The following is a 21,169-nucleotide window of genomic DNA, read 5'->3' as shown; positions in this document are numbered from 1 at the left end:
CCGGGTGCGGGGTCCTCCCTGCGGAGTACGCCTCGGGGACGGTCCGGTGGTCGCCGGGACGGACGCGGGCCGGAAGGAACGGGTCGCACAATGTGCGGATGGAGACGGAGGGCGTGCCGCGACGGCGCACGGAGGACGGGCGTGATTGGCGTCGGCAGCTGCGTCAGGCGCTGCGGCCCGAGGCGAGGCGGGAGCCGTTGTCCCGGCGGGCCGTGTGGGCGGACGTGGTGCTGGCGGTGCTGCTGACCGCCGTGGCGCTGTTCGTCGCGGCGCGCTATCCGGGCGACGGGCCGATCAACGTGGCGCCGGTCGACCCCGGCGCGCCGATCCCGCCCCGGCCGCCGGATCCGGGCCGGTGGATGGTGGCGGAGGAGCCCGCCGCCCCGCCCTTCGTCCTGGTCGTGCTCTCCGCGCTGCCGCTGGCCGTCCGGCGGCGGTATCCGTTCCTGGTGTTCGCCGTGGTGATGGCCGCGGTCCTGGCCATCGGCGACAACGCCTCCTGGATCAATGTGCTGACCTGTGTCGTCGGCGCCTACAGCGCCGTGATGTACAGCAGGCACCGGGCGGGGTCGCTGGCCGGTCTGTTCGTCGCGGCCGTCCTGGCCGGGCTGGCGTTCCGGGACACCGAACCCGTCCTGCCGGGCTGGTCGAGCCCGGCGGTGGTGCTGCTGATCGCCGGGGTGCTGGCCGGGCTGGCCCGGGTGTGGCAACGGCAGATGGCGGCGGGGCGGGAACGGCTGGCCCGCCTGGAGCGTGACCAGGAGGAGGCGACGCGCCGGGCGGTGGAGGAGGAACGGGCCCGCATAGCCGCCGAGTTGCACGATGTCGTGACCCACAATGTGAGCGTGATGGTGATCCAGGCGGGGGCGGCACGCAAAGTGATGGACGCGGCGCCGGAACGGTCGAAGGAGGCGCTGCTGGCCGTGGAGGCGGGCGGCAGGGCCGCGATGGCCGAACTACGGCATGTCATGGGGCTGTTGGCGGCACCGGATCCGGACCAGCCCGAGGCGCTGGAACCGCAGCCGGGACTCGCCCAGCTCGACGCGCTGATCGTCCGCGTGCGGGCCGCCGGTACGCCGGTCGGCGTCGCGGTGTCGCTGCCCCCCGAACCCCTCACGCCCGGCGTCGACCTGACGGCGTACCGCGTGGTGCAGGAGGCACTGACCAACACGATCAGGCACGCGCCCGGCGCGGAGGCCTCCGTCACGATCGGCTACACCGGCGACCGGCTGGAGATCGAGGTGGTCGACACCGGCGCCGTCCGCGACGCCCCGCCCGCGGACGGCAACGGCCGCGGGCTGATCGGGCTGCGCGAGCGGCTCGCCGTCTACGGCGGTGAGGTGACGGCAGGGCCGACACCGGCCGGCGGCTACCGCGTCAGAGCCGGCATCCCGTGGCGGGCGGCGTGAGCGGGCCGGCGCTGCGCGCCGTCATCGCCGACGACCAGGGGCTCGTACGCACCGGTTTCGGCATGATCCTCGCCGCCGACGGCATCGAGGTGACCGCCGAGGCAGCCGACGGCGCCGAGGCGGTCGCCGCGGTCCGGCGTACCCGCCCCGACGTGGTGCTGATGGACATCCGGATGCCCGGCATGGACGGCATCGAGGCCACCCGGCGCATCCTCGCCGACGACACGGCCGAGGGCACCCGCGTCATCATCCTGACCACCTACGACCTCGACCACTATGTGTACGCGGCGCTCACCGCCGGCGCCTCCGGGTTCCTGCTCAAGGACGTCACCCCCGAGCACCTGGTCGCCTCCGTCCGTCTGGTGCAGTCCGGCGACGCCCTGCTCGCACCGGCGATCACCCGCCGGCTGATCGAGCGGTTCGCCCAGCGTGAGGAGCCCCGCCCGGCCCCTCCCCTGCACCGCGACCTCTCCGGCCTCACCCCGCGCGAGCTGGAGGTGCTGCGGCTGCTCGCGACCGGTCTGAGCAACGCCGAGCTCGCGGAGCGCCTCTTCCTCAGCCCCACCACGGTGAAGACGCACATCGGCCGCATCCTGTCGAAGCTGGACCTGCGCGACCGCGTCCAGGCGGTCGTCCTCGCCTACGAGTCGGGGCTGATCACCCCGGGAAATCCGGAAGACGTGCCGGACGTCGATCGTTACCGTTGACCCATGGAGGTCACCCAGCACAACCGCACCGCAGCCGCGCGAGCGACCAGCTCCCCGGCTGCCACCGTCTGACCTCATCTCACCCCCGGCGGCCGGAAACGGACCGCCGGTGCAGTGTGCTCCACCTTCCTGCCCGTCGTCGCGGTTCTTTCCGGTCCCCCGACCCCAAGGAAGACCGCCATGAACACGGACCGGACCCTGCGCACCTTCACCGACTTCTACGTCGAGCGCGGCCACCATCTGATCACCGGCAGCACCCTGCTCCCGCCGCCCTCGGACCCGGTGCTGTTCACCACGTCCGGCATGCACCCCCTCACCCCGTACCTGGAGGGCCGCCCGCACCCGCGGGGCCGCCGCCTGGTCAACGTCCAGCGCTGTCTGCGCACCACCGACCTCGACGAGATCGGGGACTCCACCCATCTGACGGTCTTCGAGATGCTCGGCTCGTGGTCGCTGGGCGACTACGGCCATCCACAGAGCCTGCGCTGGGGGTTCGAGCTGCTGCGCGACGGATTCGGCATCCCCGAGGGACAGCTGTACGTGACCGTCTTCGGCGGCGACGACCAGGTCGGCCCGGACACCGATTCGCTGCGCACCTGGGAGGAGTGGGGGGTACCGGTGGAGCCGACGACGGAGGACAACTGGTGGTCCAACGGCCCCGTCGGCCCGTGCGGCCCCGACTCGGAGATCTTCGTCTGGACGGGCGGCGACGACACCCCGCCGGAGGGCACGCCGACCACCGATCCGCGCTGGGTGGAGGTCTGGAACCACGTCAGCATGCGCTACCGCCGTCACGAGGACGGCAACCTCTCCCCGCTGTCGCAGCCGAACATCGACACGGGCATGGGTCTGGAGCGGCTGCTGACCGTCCTCCAGGGCCGTGACTCGGTCTACGAGACGGATCTGTTCGAACCCTGGACACGGCTGCTCCCGCGCCTGTGGGACCTGGACGAGCCGTCGTTCCGCGTGGTCTGCGACCATCTGCGCTCCGGCGTCGTCGTCATCGGCGAGGGCGTACGGCCGACCAACACCGGACGCGGCTACGTCCTGCGCCGCCTCGTCCGCCGGCTGCTGACCGTCCTGTGGCAGCAGGACCCCACGCGCACCCTGTCCGACCTGCCGCGGGAGCTCGTCGAGCACACCCTGGACCACTTCCGGCTGTCCGGCACCACCGACCCGGTCCTCGGCGTCCTCCTGGACGAGGAGGACCGCTTCGGCAAGCTCCTCGACCGGGGCCACCGCGTCCTCTCCCACCCGAGGTACCAGGGGCGGTTGACGGAGGAGGACTACCACTACCTCCACGACACCCATGGCCTGCCCCGCGATCTCGTCGTCGGAATGCGGAGCCTGCGCCGATGAACCGCCGTACATGATCGTGGCCAGCCCCCGGCCGCGTTAACCCTTGCGCGGCCGGGGCACTCGGGGGCCGCGGCGGCCTCCCTTCCGGAGTCGCCCGGTCCAGTCGGAGGTGGAGAGCATGGGGCACGGTGGAAACGTGATCGACGAGCTGGTCGCCGATCACCGCGAGGTCGAGGAGTTCTTCGGTCGCATCGAGGCGCTGCCCCCCGGTGACAAGGACCGCAAGGTCCATGCCGACCAGGCCACCATCGAGCTGGTCCGGCACTCGGTCGCCGAGGAGGCCTATCTGTACCCCGCCGTGCGGGAGCATCTGGCGAACGGGAACACCCTCGCCGACCGGGAGATCGAGGACCACTCCAAGGCGGAGCAGCTCATGAAGGACCTGGAGTCCTGCGAGGCGGACGATCCGGAGTTCGACCGGATCGCCGGCGAGCTGATGGCCGAGGTGCGCTCGCACATCGCCGACGAGGAGGAGAACCTCTTCCCCCAGCTCCGCGCGGTCTGCCCCGCGGAGCGGCTGGACGAGCTGGGCGAGAAGATCCGCATGGCCAAGAAGGTCGCGCCGACCCGGCCGCACCCGTCCACCCCGAGCGAGCCCCCGGCGAACAAGCTGCTCGCGCCGGGCCTGGGTCTCGTCGACCGGATGCGCGACGCGCTGACGGGCCGCGGCAAGGAGGACTGACCCGGGCCTTCCTCAGGCGACCAGCGGCTCGCACGGCTCTCGTCGGTCGAGAACGTCCAGGCGCCGCGCATGATGCAGTTCCGCCACGGGCGCGACGAGGTCGGGATGGCGCAGCAGAGCCGCCGCCCCCTGGTCGCGCCCGTCCGGTGCGATGCGACACGCACGGGACGACACCGGTTACCTGCGCCGCTTCGACCCGTCCTACGAGTTGAGGCTGCCGCGCTGGCGACGTCAGGTCCGCTCCTGGAGGCGCACGAACAGCGGTTCCGGCGCCGGGAGCGTGCCGTCGACGGGGGTGACCCGGCGGGCGATGCGTTCCGCCGCCGCCGGGACGAAGGGCCGCAGTTCGTCGCCCAGGACCCGGCACGCCCCGACCAGCGCGGCGAGCACCGCGTCCAGACGTTCCGACGCGCCGGTGTTGCCCTGCCGTTCCGCCCGGGCCAGTTCCCAGGGCCGGGTGGTGTCGATGCAGCGGTTGGCCTCTTCCACGATGTCCCAGGCGGCGTCGACGGCCCGCCGGAAGTCGAAGTCGGCCAGCGCGATGTCGATCCGTCCGGGTGCGGCCCGGCACACGTCGAGCAGTGGCGTCACAGCGAACCGGTCGGCGCCGAGCGCCGGTACGGTCCCGCCGCGGTAGCGGTGGACCATGGTCACGATCCGGTGGACCAGGTTCCCGAGGCCCCCGGCGAAGTCGGCGTCGGCGCGGGCGCTGAGCCGCTCGACGGTGAAGTCGGCGTCCCCGACCCGGGGTACGTCACGCAGCAGCCACCACCGCACCGCGTCAGTGCCGTACGCGGTGGTCAGGGCGACCGGGTCGACGGTGGTCCCGTTTCCGGACTTGCTGATCTTCCGTCCGGCGACGGTGAGGTAGTCGTGGACGAGGATGTCGGTCGGCAGCGGCAGGCCCGCCGACAGCAGCATGGCCGGCCAGTACACGGCGTGGAACCGTACGACGCCCTTGCCGACGAGGTGGACGCGGCGGTCCCCGGCTGCCCACCACCGCTCGTACGCGGGGTCGTCGGTGCCGTAGCCGAGGCCGGTGACGTAGTTGCCGAGGGCGTCCCACCAGACGTAGACGACCTGCTGGGGGTCGTCGGGGACGGGGATGCCCCAGCCGCGGGCGCGGGTGTGGGAACGGGAGACGGAGAAGTCGTGCAGGCCGCTGTCGATGAGCGCGAGGACCTCGTTGCGGCGGGCGGCGGGCTCGATGCGCAGTGCGCCGCTGGTGATCAGATCGCGGATCCGGTCGGCATGGCGCGACAGCCGGAAGAACCAGTTCTCCTCTGCGACGCGCTGTGGCTCGGTGCCGTGTTCGACGCAGCGCCCGTCGACCAGTTCGTCGGGCGTGTAGAACTGCTCGCAGCCCACGCAGTACAGCCCCTCGTACTCCTTGCGGTAGAGGTCGCCGGCCGCCGCGCACCGGCGCCACAGCCGTTCCACCCCCGCACGGTGCCGGGGGTCGCTGCTGGTGCGGATGAAGTCGTCGAAGGAGAGCGCCAGCGGGTCGCGCAGGGCGGCGAACGCGTCGGCGTTGCGGTCCACGAACTCCCGCACGCCGACGCCCTCGGCCTCCGCGGCCAGCACGTTCTTGAGCGAGTTGTCGTCGGTACCGCTCAACAGGCGCACTTCATCGCCCCGCCCGCGTCGATGCCGGGCGAGTGTGTCCGCCTGCACCAGCTCCAGGGCGAAGCCCAGGTGCGGGCGGGCGTTGACGTACGGGATGGTCGTGGTGATGTAGTGGCGTGATGCGGTCATCGGTCCTCCCGCCGGTACCGGGACCTGCTCCGCACCACGCGTCGAGGCCCCGTCCCGGGGCCTCGATTCGGTACGCGTCCGTGCTCAGCAGCCCCAGTGCGGGGGCATCATCCGGTGCTGAGTCGAAGGCGTGATCATGGGGTCGAGCGTAGCAAGGGGTTCCGGCGCCGGGCATCCGCTTTGTTCTGCGCGTCCCCTGGGGTCGATCACCAGCGGCGCGTGCTGACGGGGCCGAAGGCAGGCCGGACGAGGTGCAGTTGATCGAGTTCGCCGCGCGGGCCGGATACGAGGGGTTCATGGCCGACCCGCGCCGAACGGCTCTGGCGGACGAGCGCGACGCGGCGGTCGCCCGTACCGATCTCTTTCCGGTCGAGCTCGTCTGACCTCGTCCCCCGTCAGCCGCTGACGTCCGGGAGGCGGCCGGTCAGTGGTCGTCTCCGTGGGTGTGCGCCTCGGCCAGCAGCAGATAGCTGGCGGCGGTCCACGTGTAGGCGCGGTCCCGCAGGCCCGTTCCGGTGACGGCGTCGAAGTTCTCGGCGAAGCCGTGCGTCTCGCAGAGGGCGCGGAAGCGGGCGCTGATGTCGTCGGCGAGCCGGTGATGGCCGGCGCGGCGCAGACCGTCCTCGATGAGGATGGTGGCGGGGGCCCAGATGGGGCCGCGCCAGTAGCCGTCGGCGAGATAGTGCGGGGAGGTGGTGAGCTCGGTGGCCAGGCCGTACGGCGTGAGGTGGGCCTTGATGTGGTCGGCCAGCGTACTGCCGATCTCCGCGGGCAGATGCTCGCCCAGCACGACGGGCATCAGGTCGAGGAGACTGGCGGTGCTCCAGGTGTCACCCGAGGCGGCGCCCCGGGTGACGAACCGGTCGCCGGTCCAGAGCTGGTCCAGGAGCGTGGCCTGCATCTCCTCGGCCGCCCCGGTCCAGCGAACTGCGTCGCCCTGTTCGTCCAACTCCGCTGCGAGAGCTGCGAGTTCACGCATCTGAAGGATCAGGAAGGCGGCCAGGTCGGCGGTGACGACCACTCGCTCGGGGTCGAAGGCGGTGGCGTTGTCCCAGCCGCTGTCGTTGCCGTGCTGGTAGTACGGCAGTGCGGCGCCGGGGGCGCGGCGGGCGGTGAGCCAGAAGTCGGTCCAGCGCTCCAACCGCTCGTAGACCTCGGCCAGTTCGGCCCGGCTCGGCGGCGTCGGCAAGCGACGGCGAAGGCGGCCGAAGGCCCAGCCGTGGATGGGCGGTTTGACGAAGTTGTGGAGCACCTCGGAGTGGGTGACCGAGTCGGGCAGGGCGCCGCTGGCGTCCTGGTGGTCGAAGGGCAGCTGGAACTGGTCGAGACCGAGCGCGGGGCAGCCCGGCGCCAGGGCGAGGGCGTTGAAGCAGTGGTCCCAGCTCCACACCTTGTCCATCCAGTGCTTGGACATCAGCACGCCGGGCCGGGTGACCAGACCGGCCGGGCGGACGGTCGCCGACCAGATGACGTATGCGGCGAGTTCGGCGGCCGGGGTGTCGGCCGATCGCCAGGGGGCCACGGCGTCGACGAAGGCGGCGAAGGCGTCTCGCGCGGACTCCACGACGTCGTCGAAGGCGGTCGGGGCCGTGTACGGCGGGCGGGCGGTGTCGAGTTCCTCGACCGCGATCTCCCATCCGCCGTCCCCCTCGCCGCCCACGGTGAGACCGCGGTCGCCGCTGCCCAGGACCTGGTCCCCGGTGGTGTCCGTGATCGTGCCGGACAGCACGGTGACGCGGTAACGGCGTCCGGTCTCGTACGACGTGAACACATACGCGTCCGCCGCCGGGTCGTGGAAGAAGTACGTGCCGCTGAACGGGGTCAGGGTTCGCGCCGCGGCGAACACCCCCATGTCCAGGCCGCTGCCCCGCAGCCGTACGGTGTCGGGCGACTCGTAGGCGAGATCGACGTGGCCCTGTTCGCCCGCCCAGGTCAGCAGTCCGGGGGTGGCCTGCCAGGTGGTCCGGGCCCGCTCGCCCTGCGTCAGGGGGGCCAGACGCAGGACGGCGTGCATGCCGTTCTGGTGCGAGACGAGGTGGAGATCGTCGGCGTACGTCTTCTCGGCCACGACGGGCGAGATGTCGAACCAGGATCCGTACGTGCTGAAAGGGATGTCGGAGAGGGAGAAGGCCGGGCCGGTTCGGGCGACGGTCATGAAGGGGCTACTCGTTTCTTCAGCGAGGGCATGTCCTCGGCGAGGGCGTGCGGAGGTGGCGTCAGTCCTTGACCGCACCGGAGGTCACGCCGGCGGCGACGTAGCGCTGGGCGAGGACGAGGATGACCGCGGCGGGGAGGGAGGCCACGACGGCGGTGGCCATGATGGCGTTCCACTCCTGGTTGTTGTTGCCGATGTAGTGGTAGATGCCGAGCGTGATCGGCTCGTGGGCACCGCCGTTGACGAGGGTGCTGGCCAGCACGAAGTCGGACCAGGACCACAGGAACGCGAACAGCGACACCGTGACGACGGCGTTGCGGCTCATCGGCAGCACGACGGACCAGAAGGTGCGCAGCGGTCCGGCGCCGTCGGTCCGGGCGGCCTGGAGGAGTTCGCCGGGGATGCCGGACATGAACGCGGTGAAGATGAGCACCGCGAAGGGCACGGCCAGGGTGGAGTCGGCGACGATCAGGCCGGGGACGGACTGGAGCAGGTCGAGCTGGAGGTAGATGGCGTAGAAACCCATCGCCATGATGATGCCGGGGATCATCTGGGCGGCCAGCAGGACGAAGCTCAGGACGCCGCCCCCGCGCGGGCGCAGCTTGGCCAGGGCGTAGCCGGCGGGTGCGGCCAGGGCCACGGTCAGCAGGACGGTGCCGAGTCCGACGACGAGGCTGGTGCCGAGGTAGGGCAACTGGTCGTCGAGGACGGCACGGTAGCCGTCGAGTGTGCCGTGGAGGGGGAACAGGTCGGGTGGGCTCTTGCGCATGTCCTCGTCGCGGGTGAAGGACACGTTGACCATCCAGTACACCGGGAAGAGCATGATTCCCGTCAGCAGCACACCGAGGGCCGTCTTCCAACCTGTCTTCATGACAGCGCCTGCTTTCTCTGCACCCGGACGTAGACCAGGCCGAAGACCAGCGCGGCGACCACGAGGAGGTTGCCGACGGCCGCGCCCGGGCCGAAGGCGGGCACCAGGTTGCCGAAGCCGAGCTGGTAGGACCAGGTGGCGAAGGTGGTGGACGAGTCCGCGGGACCGCCCTTGGTCATGATCCAGATGATGTCGAAGACCTTGAGGGTGTAGACGAGGCCCAGCAGCAGAGTGATCGCGGAGACCGGGCGCAGCAGCGGGAACGTGATCCGCCAGAACCGCTGCCAGGCGCCCGCGCCGTCGAGGGCGGCGGCCTCGTACAGCGAGGTCGGGATGGACTGGAGGCCGCTGTACAGCACGACCAGGTTGAAGGGGACACCGATCCAGACGTTGGCGATGATCACCGAGGTCAGTGACCAGTCCGGCGAGGTCAGCCAGTTGACCGGGTCGATGCCGACGGCGCTCAGGAGGGCGTTCACGATGCCCGATTCGCTGTTGAGCATCCAGGACCAGGTCGAGGCCGACACGATCAGCGGCAGCAGCCACGGCACCAGGAACAGGGCGCGCAGGGTGGCCGAGAGCCGGAAGTGCTGGTTGAAGAAGACCGCGAGGGCCAGACCGAGGGCGTACTGGAAGACCAGGCACACGGCGGTGAAGACCACGGTGTGCAGCAGGGCGGGGGCGAAGGTCGGATCGTCCAGGACGGTGCGGTAGTTGGTGAGGCCGGTGAAGGGCGCGTCGCCCTGGACGAAGGAGCGGACGGTGTAGTTGCGCAGGCTCAGATCGAGGTTGCGGTAGAGCGGATAGGCGTAGAAGAGGACGAGGTAGAGCGTCACCGGGGTGAGGAACGCCCAGGCGGCCCACTGCTGGGAGGTGGGGCGGCGGCGCGGTGCGGCGGGGGCCGGGCCGGTGAGCGCGGCCCGGTGGTCCGACTTGTGGAGTGTGGCACTCATCAGATCGCCCTGACGTGGGGTCACTTGACGGCGGACTGGGCGGCGGACAGTGCGTCCTTCGGGGAGTTCGAGCCGCTGAGGGCGGACTGGACCGCCTTCCACAACTGCTCGGAGATCTTGGGGTACTTGGTGCCCAGGTCGTCACTGGTCCGTCCCCGGGCCGCCTTGACCGCGTCCACCCACGGCTTCAGCTCGGCGTTCGCCGCGACCTGCTTGGCCTGGACCTCGCTGGTGGGGGCCACGTAGGACAAGGTGGTGTCGGTGTCGAAGAGATGGTCGGTGTGGGTCAGACAGGCGACGAGCTTCTGCGTGGTGGCGTAGCGGCCGGTGTCGCTCTGGACCGGAAGGGTGACGAACTCGCCGCCGGTCGGGGCCGCCGCGTTGCCGCCCTTGGCGCCGGGTATCGGCAGGACGCCGTACGCGAATCCGGCCTTCTCGGCGTTGGCGAGCTGCCAGGTGCCGTTCTCGGCGAAGGCGTAGTCGCCGCTCGCGAACTCCTGCCAGCTGGTGGTCTGGGTGTTGTTGATGACCGAGTTGGGCGCGTACCCCTTCTTCAGCCAGTCGCTCCACAGGGCCAGCGCGGAGACGGCCTCGGCGGAGTCGAGTTGCGTCAGCCGGGCGCCCGATCCCCAGAACCAGGGCAGGAACTGGAAGCTGCCTTCCTCGGTGCCGATCGCGGAGAAGGTGATGCCCTTCTTGCCCGCCTTGTCGACCTTGGCCAGGGCCGCCGTCAGCGAGGCCCAGTCCTTGATCGAGGTGATGTCGACGCCGGCCTTCTTCAGGATGTCCTTGTTGTAGTACAGGGCGAGGGTGTTGGCGCCGATCGGGGTGCCGTACGTCTTGCCGCCGGTCTGGCCGGCCGCGAGCAGGTTGGGGTCGACCTTGGAGGTGTCCAGCTTGTTGTCGTCGGTCGTGGTGAGCACACCCGCCTCGGCCAGTGTCGAGACGACCGGGTTGTCGACGATGAGGACGTCCGCGGAGTTGTCCTGCTGGGCCGCGAGCAGCGCCTTGTTCGACAGGTCGCTGGTGTCGAAGGCGGTCCGCTTGACCTTCACACCGGCCTCGGTGCCACAGGAGTCCAGCAGCTTCGCCCAGGCCGAGCTCTTGTCGAACTGGGGGTAGGGGTCCCAGATGGTGTACGTCCCGCTGTCCGCCGTGTTCGATCCACCGTCCGAGCCGGAGCCACAGGCGGTGGAGGTGACGGCGACGGCCAGGGCGGTGAGGGCGGCGGCGGTCAGGCGGCGGCGCCTTGAGGAGCTGTTCATCGCGGATTCCTTCGGTTCTTGGCATGCGGGTGCCGAGGCACGGGCTTTGCGGGCAGGGAGGTGCCGAGGCAGTGGGGTGCCGGGCGGAAGCGGGCACGGCGAAGGGCGCCGTCGCGCAGTGTGCGCGGGGAGAGGCGTCAGGAAGGAAAGGAGTGGAGCGGAGTGCGGTCAGGCTGAGGTGTCGGCCCGCGTCACCCCGGAGGGCCCCGTGCTGGCCCGCAGCGAGATCGGCGGCGTGAGCAGATGATGGCGGGGCGGCGCGTCAGGATGGTCGAGCCGCTCCACCAGCAACTCGACGGCGAGACGGCCCAGTTCGGCCGCCGGTACGTCCGCCGCGGTGAGCGGCGGGGTCACCGTCTCCGCCCAGCGGCCGGCCACGACGCCGGTGACGGAGAAGTCGCGCGGGACGTGGCGGCCCGCCCGGGCGAGCCCCCGGTAGATACCGCCGAGGGCGGCCTCGTTCAGGGTGACCAGGGCGGTGGTGTCGGGGTCGTCGTGCAGGATGCGTTCCACACAGGTCTGGCCCGAGGCGGCGTCGTCCCCGCAGCAGTACGTCCGGACCGTGAGCCCGCGCTCGGCGGCGGCCTTGGTGAAGCCGTCCAGTCCGCGGTGGGCGGACTCGTACCCGGCCCGCAGCAGCTGTTCGGGCCGGTTGACGAAGGCGACCCGGCGGTGGCCGAGGTCCGCCAGGTGGTGGACGCACGCCGCCGCGAGGGCGGTGTGGTCCAGGGCCACCCACCAGCCGCCCTCGGGGTGGGCGGTGCGGCCGATGGCGACGGAGGGGAAGTCCAGCTCGGCCAGGTGATCGACCCGATCGTCCGCCAGCCTGATCTCCATCAGGATCGCGCCGTCCACCCGCCGCTCCCCCAGCAGCCGCTGGAAGGAGCGGTCGCTGTCGACTCCGCTGGGCGACAGCAGCACGTCGTAGTCGTAGGCCGCGGCGGCCTCGACCACGCTGCCGATGAAGTCGAGCTGCATGCCCGTGTAGTGGTTCCCGGCCGGCGGGAAGACCAGCCCGATGGTGCTGGTCCGCCCGTTGGCCAGGGCGCGGGCGCTGGCGCTGGGCCGGTAGCCCAGTTCGTCGACGACCTGCTGGATCTTGCGGCGGGTGTCCTCCGAGACCGGGCGCTTGCCGCTCAGCGCGTAGGAGACGGTGCTGCGCGAGACACCGGCCCGCCGGGCGATCTCACCGATGTTCACGGGGGACTCCTTCGTCGCGTACGCCGAACCGGTTCGCTCGCGAACCGCTGTCGAACCGGTTCGCGTGAAGTGACGGTAAGAACGGCCGGAGCGGCTGTCAACACCTGCGTCGGTATCGAGATTTGCTGGTGTCGAGGGGATTGCCCGCCTGATGCCCCGGTGCTAGCTTGCCGAACCGGTTCGACAGGAAGATCCGAAGGGATGGCTGGGCCTCCTCCTCGGCCTTGTCGAACAGGTTCGCCTTGCTGTTACTCAAGGATTGAGGACGCAATCCATGGCATCCCCCGAAAGACCAGCCCTGCGCCGCGCCCCCGCCGCCGTGGCCCTCACCCTCGGCGCGGGTCTGCTGGCCGCACCCGCCGTGCCCGCGCAGGCGGCCGACACCCCGCAGCCCACCGCCCACTACACCTTCGACCAGGACGACCTCGCCTCGGGCCGGATCACCGACAGCTCCGGCAACGGCCTCACCGCGACCCTGGTGAACGGCTCCACCGCCCGGTCCGTCGACGGCACGGGCGGCGGCAAGGCCCTCTCCCTGCCCGGCGGGGCGCCCACCTCCGACGGCGCCTACGTCCGCCTCCCCCGAGACGTGGTCGGCGACTCCAGTGACCTGACCGTCTCCGCCCGCGTGAAGTGGAGCGGCGAGAAGTCGTCCTGGCAGCGCCTCTTCGACCTGGGCACCGACACCACGAGGTATCTGTTCAGCACCCCGTACAACGGCAACGGACTGTTCCAGACCTCCGTGACCACCGGCGGGGGCGGCGCGGAGACCCAGGTCCGCGGCTATGCGATGCTCCCGGCGGACGAGTGGCGCACGGTCACCGTCACCCTCGACACCGCGGCCGGCCGGCTCACCACCTACCTCGACGGCGTCGCGGTCTCCTCCTCGGCGACCGGCATCAAGGCCAAGGAACTGCTGGACGGCTCGGCCACGGCCGCCGGGTACATCGGCAAGTCCTTCTGGCCCGACCCCCTCCTCAAGGGCGCGATCGACGACTTCACGGTCTGGCACGCGGCGTTGAACGCCGACCAGGTGGCCGGCCTGGTCGGCGCGGTCCCGACCGTCGGCGAGCTCGCGCAGACCTCCTTCGACGTCCGTACGACCACCGGCACCGCCCCGTCCCTCCCCGCGGCCGTGCGTTCCGCCTACTCCGACGGCTACGACCGCGACACCCCGATCGCCTGGGACGCCGTGCCGTCCGAGAAGTACGCCCGGCCCGGCACCTTCACCGTGGCGGGCAAGGCGGCCGGACGGGCCGTCGAGGCGAAGGTCACCGTGGTCCGCGAGGGCGCCCTCACCGTCGACCTCGGCTCGGACACCGGCGCGTTCCACGGCGGCGCCTCCGGAACCCTCTACGGCGTGTACGGACCGGACGTCCCGACGAACAACCTGATCGAGGGCATGGGCCTGCGCACGGTCTCCACCAAGGCGCAGGACGGCCCCCAGCACCCGGGTGCCGATGCCCTGGAGGTGGTGAAGCCGCTGGCCGACTCCACCGACGGCGATGTGTACATCTACATGACGGACATCCACCGCGGCTTCCCCTACGAGTGGCCAGGCGACACTCCGGCCGAGAAGCTGAAGCTCTACGAGGAGAAGCTGGCCAAGCAGGTCGACCAGGTGCTCCAGCTCCCCGCGGAGTACCGGGACAACATCGTCTTCGTGCCGTTCAACGAGCCCGAGGGCAACATGTTCGGTACCGGGCAGTGGAGTTACGACAAGGTCAGCTGGCTCAACGACCCCGATGCCTTCTTCGCCGCCTGGGACTCGGCGTACAAGCTCATCAAGGGCAGGATGCCGGACGCCCGCATAGCCGGCCCCAACACCAGCGTCCTGTACGACCAGGTGAAGGGCTTCCTCACCCACGCCCTGGCCGCCGGCACCCTCCCCGACGTCATCACCTGGCACGAGCTGAGCCACCCGGAGGCGGTGCGCGAGAGCGTCGCCAAGTACCGGACCTGGGAGAGGGACCTGTTCAAGGGCACGGCCCGCGAAGGGACCCAACTCCCCGTCAACATCAACGAGTACGCCTTCAACTACCACACCTCCGTCCCGGGCCAGATGATCCAGTGGGTGTCCGCGATCGAGGAGTCCAAGGTCGACGCCGACATCGCCTACTGGAACATCGACGGCAACCTCTCCGACTCCGCGGTGCAGTCCAACCGCGGCAACGGCCAGTGGTGGCTGCTGAACTCGTACGCCTCGATGACCGGGCACACGGTGGCGGTGACCCCGCCGTTCCCCGGCGAGAACTACACCATGCAGGGCGTCGCCACCCTCGACGCGAAGAAGAAGCAGGCCCGGCTGCTCTTCGGCGGCTCCACCGGCAAGGGCCACATCACCTTCGACAACGTCCCGAAGGAGGTCCTCGGCTCTCAAGTCCACGCCTGGGTACGGGAGATCGAGTGGAGCGGCCAGGTCGGCGACAACTCCGGCCCGAAGCTGCTCACCGAGACGAACCTCAAGGTCGGTGACGACGGCAAGGTGGCCGTCGACTTCGGCGACGGCACACTGCCGACGCTGAAGGAATCGTCGGCGTACGAGATCGTCCTCAGTCCGGCGGGCAAGGCGAAGGCCGCACAGAGCGCACCTGTCCGCTGGCAGGGTGCGTACGAGGCGGAGGACGCCGCCCACGCCGGGTCCGGCTGGTCCAAGAACGGGCCCGAGGGCTCACCGCGTGACGTGTCGAAGTTCTACACCTCCGGCGGCTACGACGTCGGCGGTCTGCGCACCGGCTCGGACGTCACGCTCGACTTCACCGTGGACGTGCCCGAGGACGGCACCTACGACCTGAGCGTCTTCGCCAACTCCCTCAACACCTACGACAAGGTGAAGGAGCAGGGTCCCACCAACGTCTTCCTGCGGGTCGACGGCAAGGCGGCCGGCGAGCAGGAGTTGAACCTCCCCCTCGGCTACAAGTGGGTGGTCTGGGACCACACCGACACCCAGGTCCACCTCACCCAGGGCAAGCACACCCTGACGCTCGCCGCGAAGAGCCTCGACGGCAGGCGGGTCACCAAGGGCGACGCCATCGTCGACCGCCTCACCCTGACGCTACCGGCGGCCTCGGCCGGCACGCAGGTGTACGAGGGTGAGCTGGCCTGGCTGGGCGGTGGGGCGCGGCCCGTGTACGACCTGCCGAAGCGCGCGGCCACGGGCTCGGGCGCGGCCCGGCTCGCGAAGGGGCAGACGGCCACGTTCTGGGTCTACTCCCCCGCCGACCGCGAGGCCACCCTCAAGGTCGACACCCTGGGCGGCACCGGCGCCCGGCTCGCCGTCAACGGCCACGACGTCCTGCGCCTCGCCAAGGACCGCACCAGTGTCGCGGTCTCCCTCTCCGGCGGCCTCAACAAGGTGACGCTGACCGGCAGTTCATCTCCCGTGCTGGTCGACCGTCTCTCGGTCACGCCCACCGAGGGCACCCTGCCGGTGCGAACGTACGAGGCCAAGGACGCCGTCCTCGCGGGCTCGGCCACGCTGACCCCGCTGTCCCTGGCCACCGACGGAACGGCGATCACCGGGATCGGCGGCGACCCGGGCAACGCCAACACCGCGAGGTTCACCGTCTCCGCGGACCGGGCCGGCCTCTACGCCCTCCGTGTCCGCTACTCCAACCCCGAGCAGTCGGAGGCCACCCACTACAACCCGGACCCGCTCGCCCGCCACGCGGACATCAGCGTCAACGGCGGCGCTGCCCAGCGGGTCGGTTTCCCGCACAGCTTCCACCAGAACAACTTCTGGGAGCTGACCGTCCCGGTCCAGTTGAAGAAGGGCGGGAACACCGTCACCTTCCGCTCCGAGGAGCTGCCGAACTTCGACGGCACGACCTACGCCTCGGACACCTTCCCCGGCGTACTGCTCCGCTCCCGGTACGCCCCGCTGATCGACCGGATCACGGTCGCGCCGTACGCGAGGGAGGTCCGGTGAGCTGATCAGCGCGGGCGCACCGCACCGGGCGTACGGCCGTAGTGGTCGCGGTGGACCCGGGTGAAGTGCGCCTGGCCGGCGAATCCCCAGCGGTGGGCGATCTCGGCGACCGTCATATGGCGGGAGCCGGGGTCGCCCAGCTGCTCGTGGGCCCGGGCCAGTCGCTGTGCGAGCAGGTATCGGGCGGGGCTGACGCCGCTCGGTGCGAAGACGCGGCTCAGGTGCCGGGCGGACACTCCGACGGCCGCCGCGACTCGGTCCGCGCTCAGCCCGGGGTCGGTCAGATGCCGGTCGATGTACGAGCGGGCCATCGCCAGCAGGGCGGACCGGCCGCCCGTGCGGGGCACCGCCAGCGTGCGGACCAGGTCCAGCACCGTCTCCTCGGTGGGCGCCGGGTCCTCACCCGCGGCCCCGGCCGCCCAGTCGGACAGCACCGACTCCAACGCGGTCGCCGCGGCTCCCCTGTCGAACAGCAGGGGCGCCGCCATCTCCCGGTCGGCACATCGTTCGGCGAACAGTTCGCGCGGGATGTCCATGAGGAGCTGGCGCATACGGGTGGGAAAGCCGAACAGGTACGAGCGCCGGGTGTCGTAGAGGACGATGTCGCCCGCCCGGACGGTGAGACAGCCGCCCTCGTGGAAGAAGACCGCCTGGCCGTCGGTCAGCAGGCTGACGAACACCGCGTCCTTGGGGAGGTCCTCGCAGGTCCTTCGGGTGCGTTGGATGACGTGTTCGTTGCCGCTGATCTCGGCGAACCGCAGGCCGCCCAGCCGGTAGTTGGTCTGCGTGGCCAGCAGACCGTCCGGGGAGTACGACGAGCAGGTCAGGCCGACCAGTTCCCGCCGGTTGTACTCCTCCCAGAAGGCGATCCGGTCGGCGGAGTCCATGGCGAGCGTGGACACCCGGGAGACGAGGGGCACGCTCACCCGGTCCTCCTGCCCCTCGCCGGAACCGGACTAGCGGAACAGCGAGTTCACGTATGCGGCTCCGATGCCGACCTTCTCGTAGTGCGTACGGCACATCTCGATGTAGTCGTGGACGTCGAAGTATCCGTCCGGCTCGCCGTTCTCGTCCAGCCAGATCAGAGGCCCCTTGACGATGAAGAACGTCTTCATCGGCTGGTCGCTCTCATAGGCCACGAGCGTGTGCCCCTCACCCGGGGCCTCGTAGACGAAGTCACCGGCGTGTGCGGTCCAGGGCCGCTCCAGATAGCCCCACTTGCCGGAGATCGTGTAGGCGAAGACCTCGTGCGGGTGGTAGTGCCGGTTGACGAGTCCGGCCTCCTCGGCGCGCAGGATGTCGGCCCACGAGTTGTCCTTGACGTTGATCCACAGCGGGCGCGAGCCGACGGTCTCGGTGAAGGGCACGTAGTACCGGTCGTCGTCGGTGGCCACCTGGGACAGATGGATCTCGGGCAGGGCGTCGGGCTTGAGGGAGTCGGTGATCGGCTTGAGGTTCTTCCAGAACTCGCCGCCGGCTGCTTCGGGCATGGTCGGGCCCCCTTGGGTCGCGGGTGGGTGGCCGTCAGTGAACCGGCGTGGTGCGGGACGGGTCTTCTCCGTGGCGGACCTCCCGCTTTGCCTGTTCGGGACCTGCCCCGCACCGCGCGCCCGGCTACACGCCGGCCGTCGCGTAGAAGTGCGCGCGCACCCGCCGCAGCCACGCCTCCACCGGCGCCTCGTCGGGCTGCTCCGGCAGTGCCGGGCGGGACTCGGCGAAGGCCGCCTCGTAGTGCGCGAGGAGCGGGCGCGCGGCCGTCGGGTCGGCCTTGACGCGCTCGCCGAACTCGACGTACTCCGCCGGGTTCTCGACGCGGATGGTGAGGTTTCCGGTGGTGTACAGCTCCAGGCCCTGGTGGCACAGCCGTTTGAGGTGACGGGCGTGCTTCGCCGTGCGGGCGTCCGGCTCGCGGTTCTCCAGACGGCGGAACTGCTGGGTGGCGTACCCGAGATAGGCGTCCCGGACCCGCCTGGCGCTCAGGAACGCGGTGCGCAGGCCGATGAGTTCGTCGCCGAGCGGGGTGCGGACCTCGTACAACTCCGGCGGCAGCCAGGCGAGTTCCATCGCGGTGGGGTTGCCGCCCAGGGCGAGCCGGCACCACTTCGCGGCCTCGTGCAGGGTCCGGTCGGGGGCGGTGCTGACGTGTGACTCCTTCGGCCGGTGCAGCCCGTGCAGGGCTTCGGTGGGGGCGGCGAACATGCCGAGGCGGTCCACGTCGGAGTCCGCGTGGGCGAGGCCGTAGGCGGTGGAGCCGACGATGCCGGACAGCAGTACGTTCGGGACGGTCATGGCCGGTCACCTCTCCTCGGGGCGGGGTCGTCCGGCCTCATTCTGGTGACCTGCGAGGATGCGGTCATCAGATTTATTTGGGGCAGGGGATCCGAGGGGAGTCGGCGCGGTGCTGGTCGGGGTGGGGAAGGCTTGGTGGCGGACGGCTGGGGCGGCCGTGCTGGTGAGCGTGTTGGCAGGCTGCTCCGGGGCCGCGGAGAAGGACGCCGCGTCGTCCCCGGGCCCGACCGCGAGCCCGTCTGTGAGCCCCTCCGAGCAGGTCAGGAGCGGTGGCAGGGTCGGCGCGGCCGGCTCCGCCTGTCTGCTGCCGGTCGGCTTCGACCTCGCCGCCGAGTGGAAGGCGGACGCCATCGACGGCTCGGCGGCGGACGCCGAGGCCGACGGCGGCGGTGCGGCCGAGGTCGACGAGGACATGGCGTCCCTGCTGCGCCAGGGGCCGGTCACGCTGGTGTGCGAGATCGACGCCAAGCCCGCCGGGCACCTCGGCTTCCTCCGCGTCTACACCGGCGAGTCCGGCGACGGCGGCGACGCCCGGGCCGTGCTCCAGGCGTTCGTCACGGCGCAGGACGGGGCGAAGAAGGCGCGGTACAGCACGTTCGAGGCGGGCGGCCTCCCCGGTGTCGCGGTCGAGTACCTCGCCACCAGCGAACTCCTGGACGAGACGAAGCAGGAGAGCGCCTTCGCCGTCGTCACCCCGGACGGCCCCGTCGTCGTCCACCTCGGCGGCGCGGACACCGAGGAGCACCAGGACATGCTCCCGGCGTTCGAGCTGGCGCGGAAGACGCTGCGCACCGTCTGAGCGTCGGGGTGATCGCGCGTCGGTCAGGACGCCGTACCCCCGCCACCTCCGCCACCGCCACCGCCGGATGTGGAAGCCCACGCAGTCGGCGGTGCTCTTCGCGTTGCTGCGGCGAGACCCGAGACCCAGTTTCGGAAGCTCATACCGAGACAAGGTGCAACCTTTTCCCGAACCGGGTTGTCTCATCAGATAACAGACACATGAATCCCGGGGGACATCATGCGACGCAGCAGAACGACATGGGCCACCGTCGCCCTCATGAGTGCGACACTCGCCGTGGCCGCGGCACCCGCACAGGCCACCACCAGCTGCCCCACCGGCTGGGGCAGCCTCGACAAGAGCCGCGCGGTCGGCTCCACGGAATCGGTGACGAACGCCAGGACCGGCCACCACACCTGCTACGACCGGCTCGTCGTCGACATACCCGGCGCCGAGAAGGCCGACCTCGGCTATTCCGTCCGGTACGTCGACCAGGTCCACCAGGACGGCTCGGGCCGACTCGTCCCGGTCGCGGGCGGAGCGGTCCTGGAGGTGCGGGTGGCGGCACCCGCGTACGACATCGACACCGGCGCCCCCACCTATCCCGGCCGGGTGGGCCGCCCGCTTCCCGGCGTGGACCTGGACGGGTACCGCACCTTCCGGGACGCCCGCTTCGTGGGCAGCTTCGAGGGCGACACCCAGTTCGGCCTCGGCGTCCGAGCCCGGCTGCCGTTCCGGGTCCTGCGCGTCGACGACCGGGTGGTGGTGGACGTCGCCCATACCTGGAAGTGAATCGCCGAGCCCTAGGCTCCCGTGTAGAACGCGATCGTCGCCGCGGTCGTGGACTCGACGGTCCCGGTGTCCGCGCCCGACGCGCGGTACGCCGCGCCCCAGGCCTCGCCGGAGCGGGTCGCGCACTCCTTGCCCTCGTCGGAGAGCTGCCAGGCCACCGCCTCCTCCTGGGTCATGGCGCCACCGGCGAGGTGCAGGGCGAGACCGAGGGACATCAGGTCCCAGCCGACGCCGGTGGCGCCCGGGCCGTACTGGCCCCAGAACGCGTCCGGTACGACGGCCACGTGCTCCAGCACGAACACGGTCCGCCCCTCGCCCTCGGCGGTCAGCCGCACCTCGACCTCACTGAAACCCGGGTCAGGCCCGAACAGCCAGCTCACCCTGAGCCGCTCCGGCGCCACGCACTCCAGGATCTCGCCGCCCGCCTGGCCCTCCAGCTGATAGCGGCCGCCGACCTTGAACTCACCGCTGACCGGCAGGAACCAGCGGCTGATGCGCTCGGGCGACGTCACCGCGTCCCACACGTCGGCGATATCGGCCTCATAGGTGCGCCGCAGCAGCACGGTGCGGGCGTCGCCCGCGTCGACCTCACGCGTGCCGACCTCCCGGTGCAGCCGCTTGATCTCCTCGACGAAGTCAGTCATCTCCGCTCGTTTCCTCTCTCGGTCTGCGCTCACGCCTGCCTCGCGCGAGCTCCGTCCCCAGCGCGTCGAGGCGCTGCTCCCAGAACCCCCGGAACCGGTCCAGCCAGGCGTCCACCTCACGGAGGGGCTCGGCCTGGACGGCGTACAGCCGTCGCGTTCCCTCGGCCCGCACGGACGCGAATCCGCTCTCCCGCAGCACCCGCAGATGCTGTGAGACGGCCGGCTGGGAGATCCCGAACTCGCTCCGGATCACCGCGCTGACCTCGCCCGACGTCTGCTCGCCCGAGGCGAGCAGCTCCAATATCCGGCGTCTGACCGGATCTCCCAGTACGTCGAAGGCGTGCACGTTCCCGACTATGCCATGGGCTGCTTATATAAGGCA

The 21,169-nt window shown here is 70.8% G+C and carries 19 protein-coding genes; 8 read left to right on the top strand and 11 right to left on the bottom strand.

Annotation, left to right across the window (positions count from 1 at the left end; translation table 11 throughout):
• Positions 1-98: 98 nt before the first annotated feature.
• From ACIHIX_RS15725 to ACIHIX_RS15710, 4 genes are all read left to right on the top strand, one after another.
• Positions 99-1,409: a sensor histidine kinase gene (locus ACIHIX_RS15725; RefSeq protein ID WP_399955383.1), complete on the top strand. Its 1,311-nt coding sequence runs from the start codon at positions 99-101 to the stop codon at positions 1,407-1,409.
• The gene (locus ACIHIX_RS15720; protein WP_399955380.1) at positions 1,394-2,116 is read left to right on the top strand and encodes a response regulator; all 723 of its coding nucleotides are present in this window, start codon (positions 1,394-1,396) and stop codon (positions 2,114-2,116) included. The genes ACIHIX_RS15725 and ACIHIX_RS15720 overlap by 16 nt, the downstream gene beginning before the upstream one ends.
• A gap of 180 nt (positions 2,117-2,296) precedes the next feature.
• Positions 2,297-3,475: an alanine--tRNA ligase-related protein gene (locus ACIHIX_RS15715; RefSeq protein WP_399955377.1), complete on the top strand. Its 1,179-nt coding sequence runs from the start codon at positions 2,297-2,299 to the stop codon at positions 3,473-3,475.
• Between the two features lie 118 nt (positions 3,476-3,593).
• Positions 3,594-4,157, top strand: a complete 564-nt coding sequence (locus ACIHIX_RS15710) for a hemerythrin domain-containing protein (protein WP_399955374.1) — start codon at positions 3,594-3,596, stop codon at positions 4,155-4,157.
• Between the two features lie 231 nt (positions 4,158-4,388).
• On the opposite strand, the gene ACIHIX_RS15705 is transcribed toward ACIHIX_RS15710, so the two are convergent.
• Positions 4,389-5,912, bottom strand: coding sequence for a methionine--tRNA ligase (locus ACIHIX_RS15705; RefSeq protein ID WP_399955371.1), 1,524 nt, complete (start codon positions 5,910-5,912; stop codon positions 4,389-4,391).
• A gap of 251 nt (positions 5,913-6,163) precedes the next feature.
• Between ACIHIX_RS15705 and ACIHIX_RS15700 the strand changes: the two genes are divergently transcribed.
• The gene (locus ACIHIX_RS15700) at positions 6,164-6,295 is read left to right on the top strand and encodes a hypothetical protein (RefSeq protein WP_399955368.1); all 132 of its coding nucleotides are present in this window, start codon (positions 6,164-6,166) and stop codon (positions 6,293-6,295) included.
• Between the two features lie 41 nt (positions 6,296-6,336).
• On the opposite strand, the gene ACIHIX_RS15695 is transcribed toward ACIHIX_RS15700, so the two are convergent.
• The 5 genes from ACIHIX_RS15695 to ACIHIX_RS15675 form a co-directional block, all read right to left on the bottom strand.
• Complete coding sequence (locus ACIHIX_RS15695; RefSeq protein WP_399955365.1) at positions 6,337-8,067, bottom strand: amylo-alpha-1,6-glucosidase; 1,731 nt, start codon at positions 8,065-8,067, stop codon at positions 6,337-6,339.
• 61 nt (positions 8,068-8,128) lie between these two features.
• Complete coding sequence (locus tag ACIHIX_RS15690) at positions 8,129-8,938, bottom strand: carbohydrate ABC transporter permease (protein ID WP_399955362.1); 810 nt, start codon at positions 8,936-8,938, stop codon at positions 8,129-8,131.
• Positions 8,935-9,891 (bottom strand): carbohydrate ABC transporter permease, encoded by a 957-nt coding sequence (locus ACIHIX_RS15685; protein WP_399955359.1) that lies wholly within the window; start codon positions 9,889-9,891, stop codon positions 8,935-8,937. Before ACIHIX_RS15685 ends, ACIHIX_RS15690 begins: the two co-directional genes overlap by 4 nt.
• 20 nt (positions 9,892-9,911) lie before the next feature.
• Positions 9,912-11,156 (bottom strand): extracellular solute-binding protein, encoded by a 1,245-nt coding sequence (locus ACIHIX_RS15680; protein WP_399955356.1) that lies wholly within the window; start codon positions 11,154-11,156, stop codon positions 9,912-9,914.
• A gap of 168 nt (positions 11,157-11,324) precedes the next feature.
• Complete coding sequence (locus ACIHIX_RS15675) at positions 11,325-12,356, bottom strand: LacI family DNA-binding transcriptional regulator (RefSeq protein ID WP_399955353.1); 1,032 nt, start codon at positions 12,354-12,356, stop codon at positions 11,325-11,327.
• Positions 12,357-12,630: 274 nt separating this feature from the next.
• Here ACIHIX_RS15675 and ACIHIX_RS15670 point away from each other — a divergent pair, with 274 nt between their 5' ends.
• Positions 12,631-16,284: a LamG-like jellyroll fold domain-containing protein gene (locus ACIHIX_RS15670; protein WP_399955350.1), complete on the top strand. Its 3,654-nt coding sequence runs from the start codon at positions 12,631-12,633 to the stop codon at positions 16,282-16,284.
• Positions 16,285-16,289: 5 nt separating this feature from the next.
• Here the strand turns inward: ACIHIX_RS15670 and ACIHIX_RS15665 are convergent, their stop codons facing one another.
• From ACIHIX_RS15665 to ACIHIX_RS15655, 3 genes are all read right to left on the bottom strand, one after another.
• Positions 16,290-17,210: a helix-turn-helix domain-containing protein gene (locus tag ACIHIX_RS15665; RefSeq protein WP_399955347.1), complete on the bottom strand. Its 921-nt coding sequence runs from the start codon at positions 17,208-17,210 to the stop codon at positions 16,290-16,292.
• A gap of 30 nt (positions 17,211-17,240) precedes the next feature.
• Entirely contained in the window at positions 17,241-17,774 is a 534-nt protein-coding gene (locus ACIHIX_RS15660; RefSeq protein ID WP_399955344.1) for a 2,4'-dihydroxyacetophenone dioxygenase family protein, read from the bottom strand.
• A 124-nt stretch (positions 17,775-17,898) separates the two neighbouring features.
• Complete coding sequence (locus ACIHIX_RS15655) at positions 17,899-18,573, bottom strand: DNA polymerase beta superfamily protein (protein WP_399955341.1); 675 nt, start codon at positions 18,571-18,573, stop codon at positions 17,899-17,901.
• A gap of 163 nt (positions 18,574-18,736) precedes the next feature.
• On the opposite strand from ACIHIX_RS15655, the gene ACIHIX_RS15650 reads away from it, so the two are divergent.
• Together ACIHIX_RS15650 and ACIHIX_RS15645 are read left to right on the top strand one after the other, a co-directional pair.
• Positions 18,737-19,372 (top strand): lipoprotein, encoded by a 636-nt coding sequence (locus ACIHIX_RS15650; protein ID WP_399955338.1) that lies wholly within the window; start codon positions 18,737-18,739, stop codon positions 19,370-19,372.
• 258 nt (positions 19,373-19,630) lie between these two features.
• The gene (locus tag ACIHIX_RS15645; RefSeq protein WP_399955335.1) at positions 19,631-20,143 is read left to right on the top strand and encodes a hypothetical protein; all 513 of its coding nucleotides are present in this window, start codon (positions 19,631-19,633) and stop codon (positions 20,141-20,143) included.
• An 11-nt stretch (positions 20,144-20,154) separates the two neighbouring features.
• Here the strand turns inward: ACIHIX_RS15645 and ACIHIX_RS15640 are convergent, their stop codons facing one another.
• Together ACIHIX_RS15640 and ACIHIX_RS15635 are read right to left on the bottom strand one after the other, a co-directional pair.
• Positions 20,155-20,787 (bottom strand): SRPBCC family protein, encoded by a 633-nt coding sequence (locus ACIHIX_RS15640; RefSeq protein ID WP_399955332.1) that lies wholly within the window; start codon positions 20,785-20,787, stop codon positions 20,155-20,157.
• Entirely contained in the window at positions 20,780-21,133 is a 354-nt protein-coding gene (locus ACIHIX_RS15635; RefSeq protein ID WP_399955330.1) for an ArsR/SmtB family transcription factor, read from the bottom strand. The genes ACIHIX_RS15640 and ACIHIX_RS15635 overlap by 8 nt, the downstream gene beginning before the upstream one ends.
• Between the last annotated feature and the right edge of the window lie 36 nt (positions 21,134-21,169).

The sequence above is a fragment of the Streptomyces sp. NPDC051913 genome, assembly GCF_044593635.1.
Classification (GTDB): Bacteria; Actinomycetota; Actinomycetes; order Streptomycetales; family Streptomycetaceae; genus Streptomyces.
This window is presented reverse-complemented; position numbering and strand designations above follow the sequence as displayed.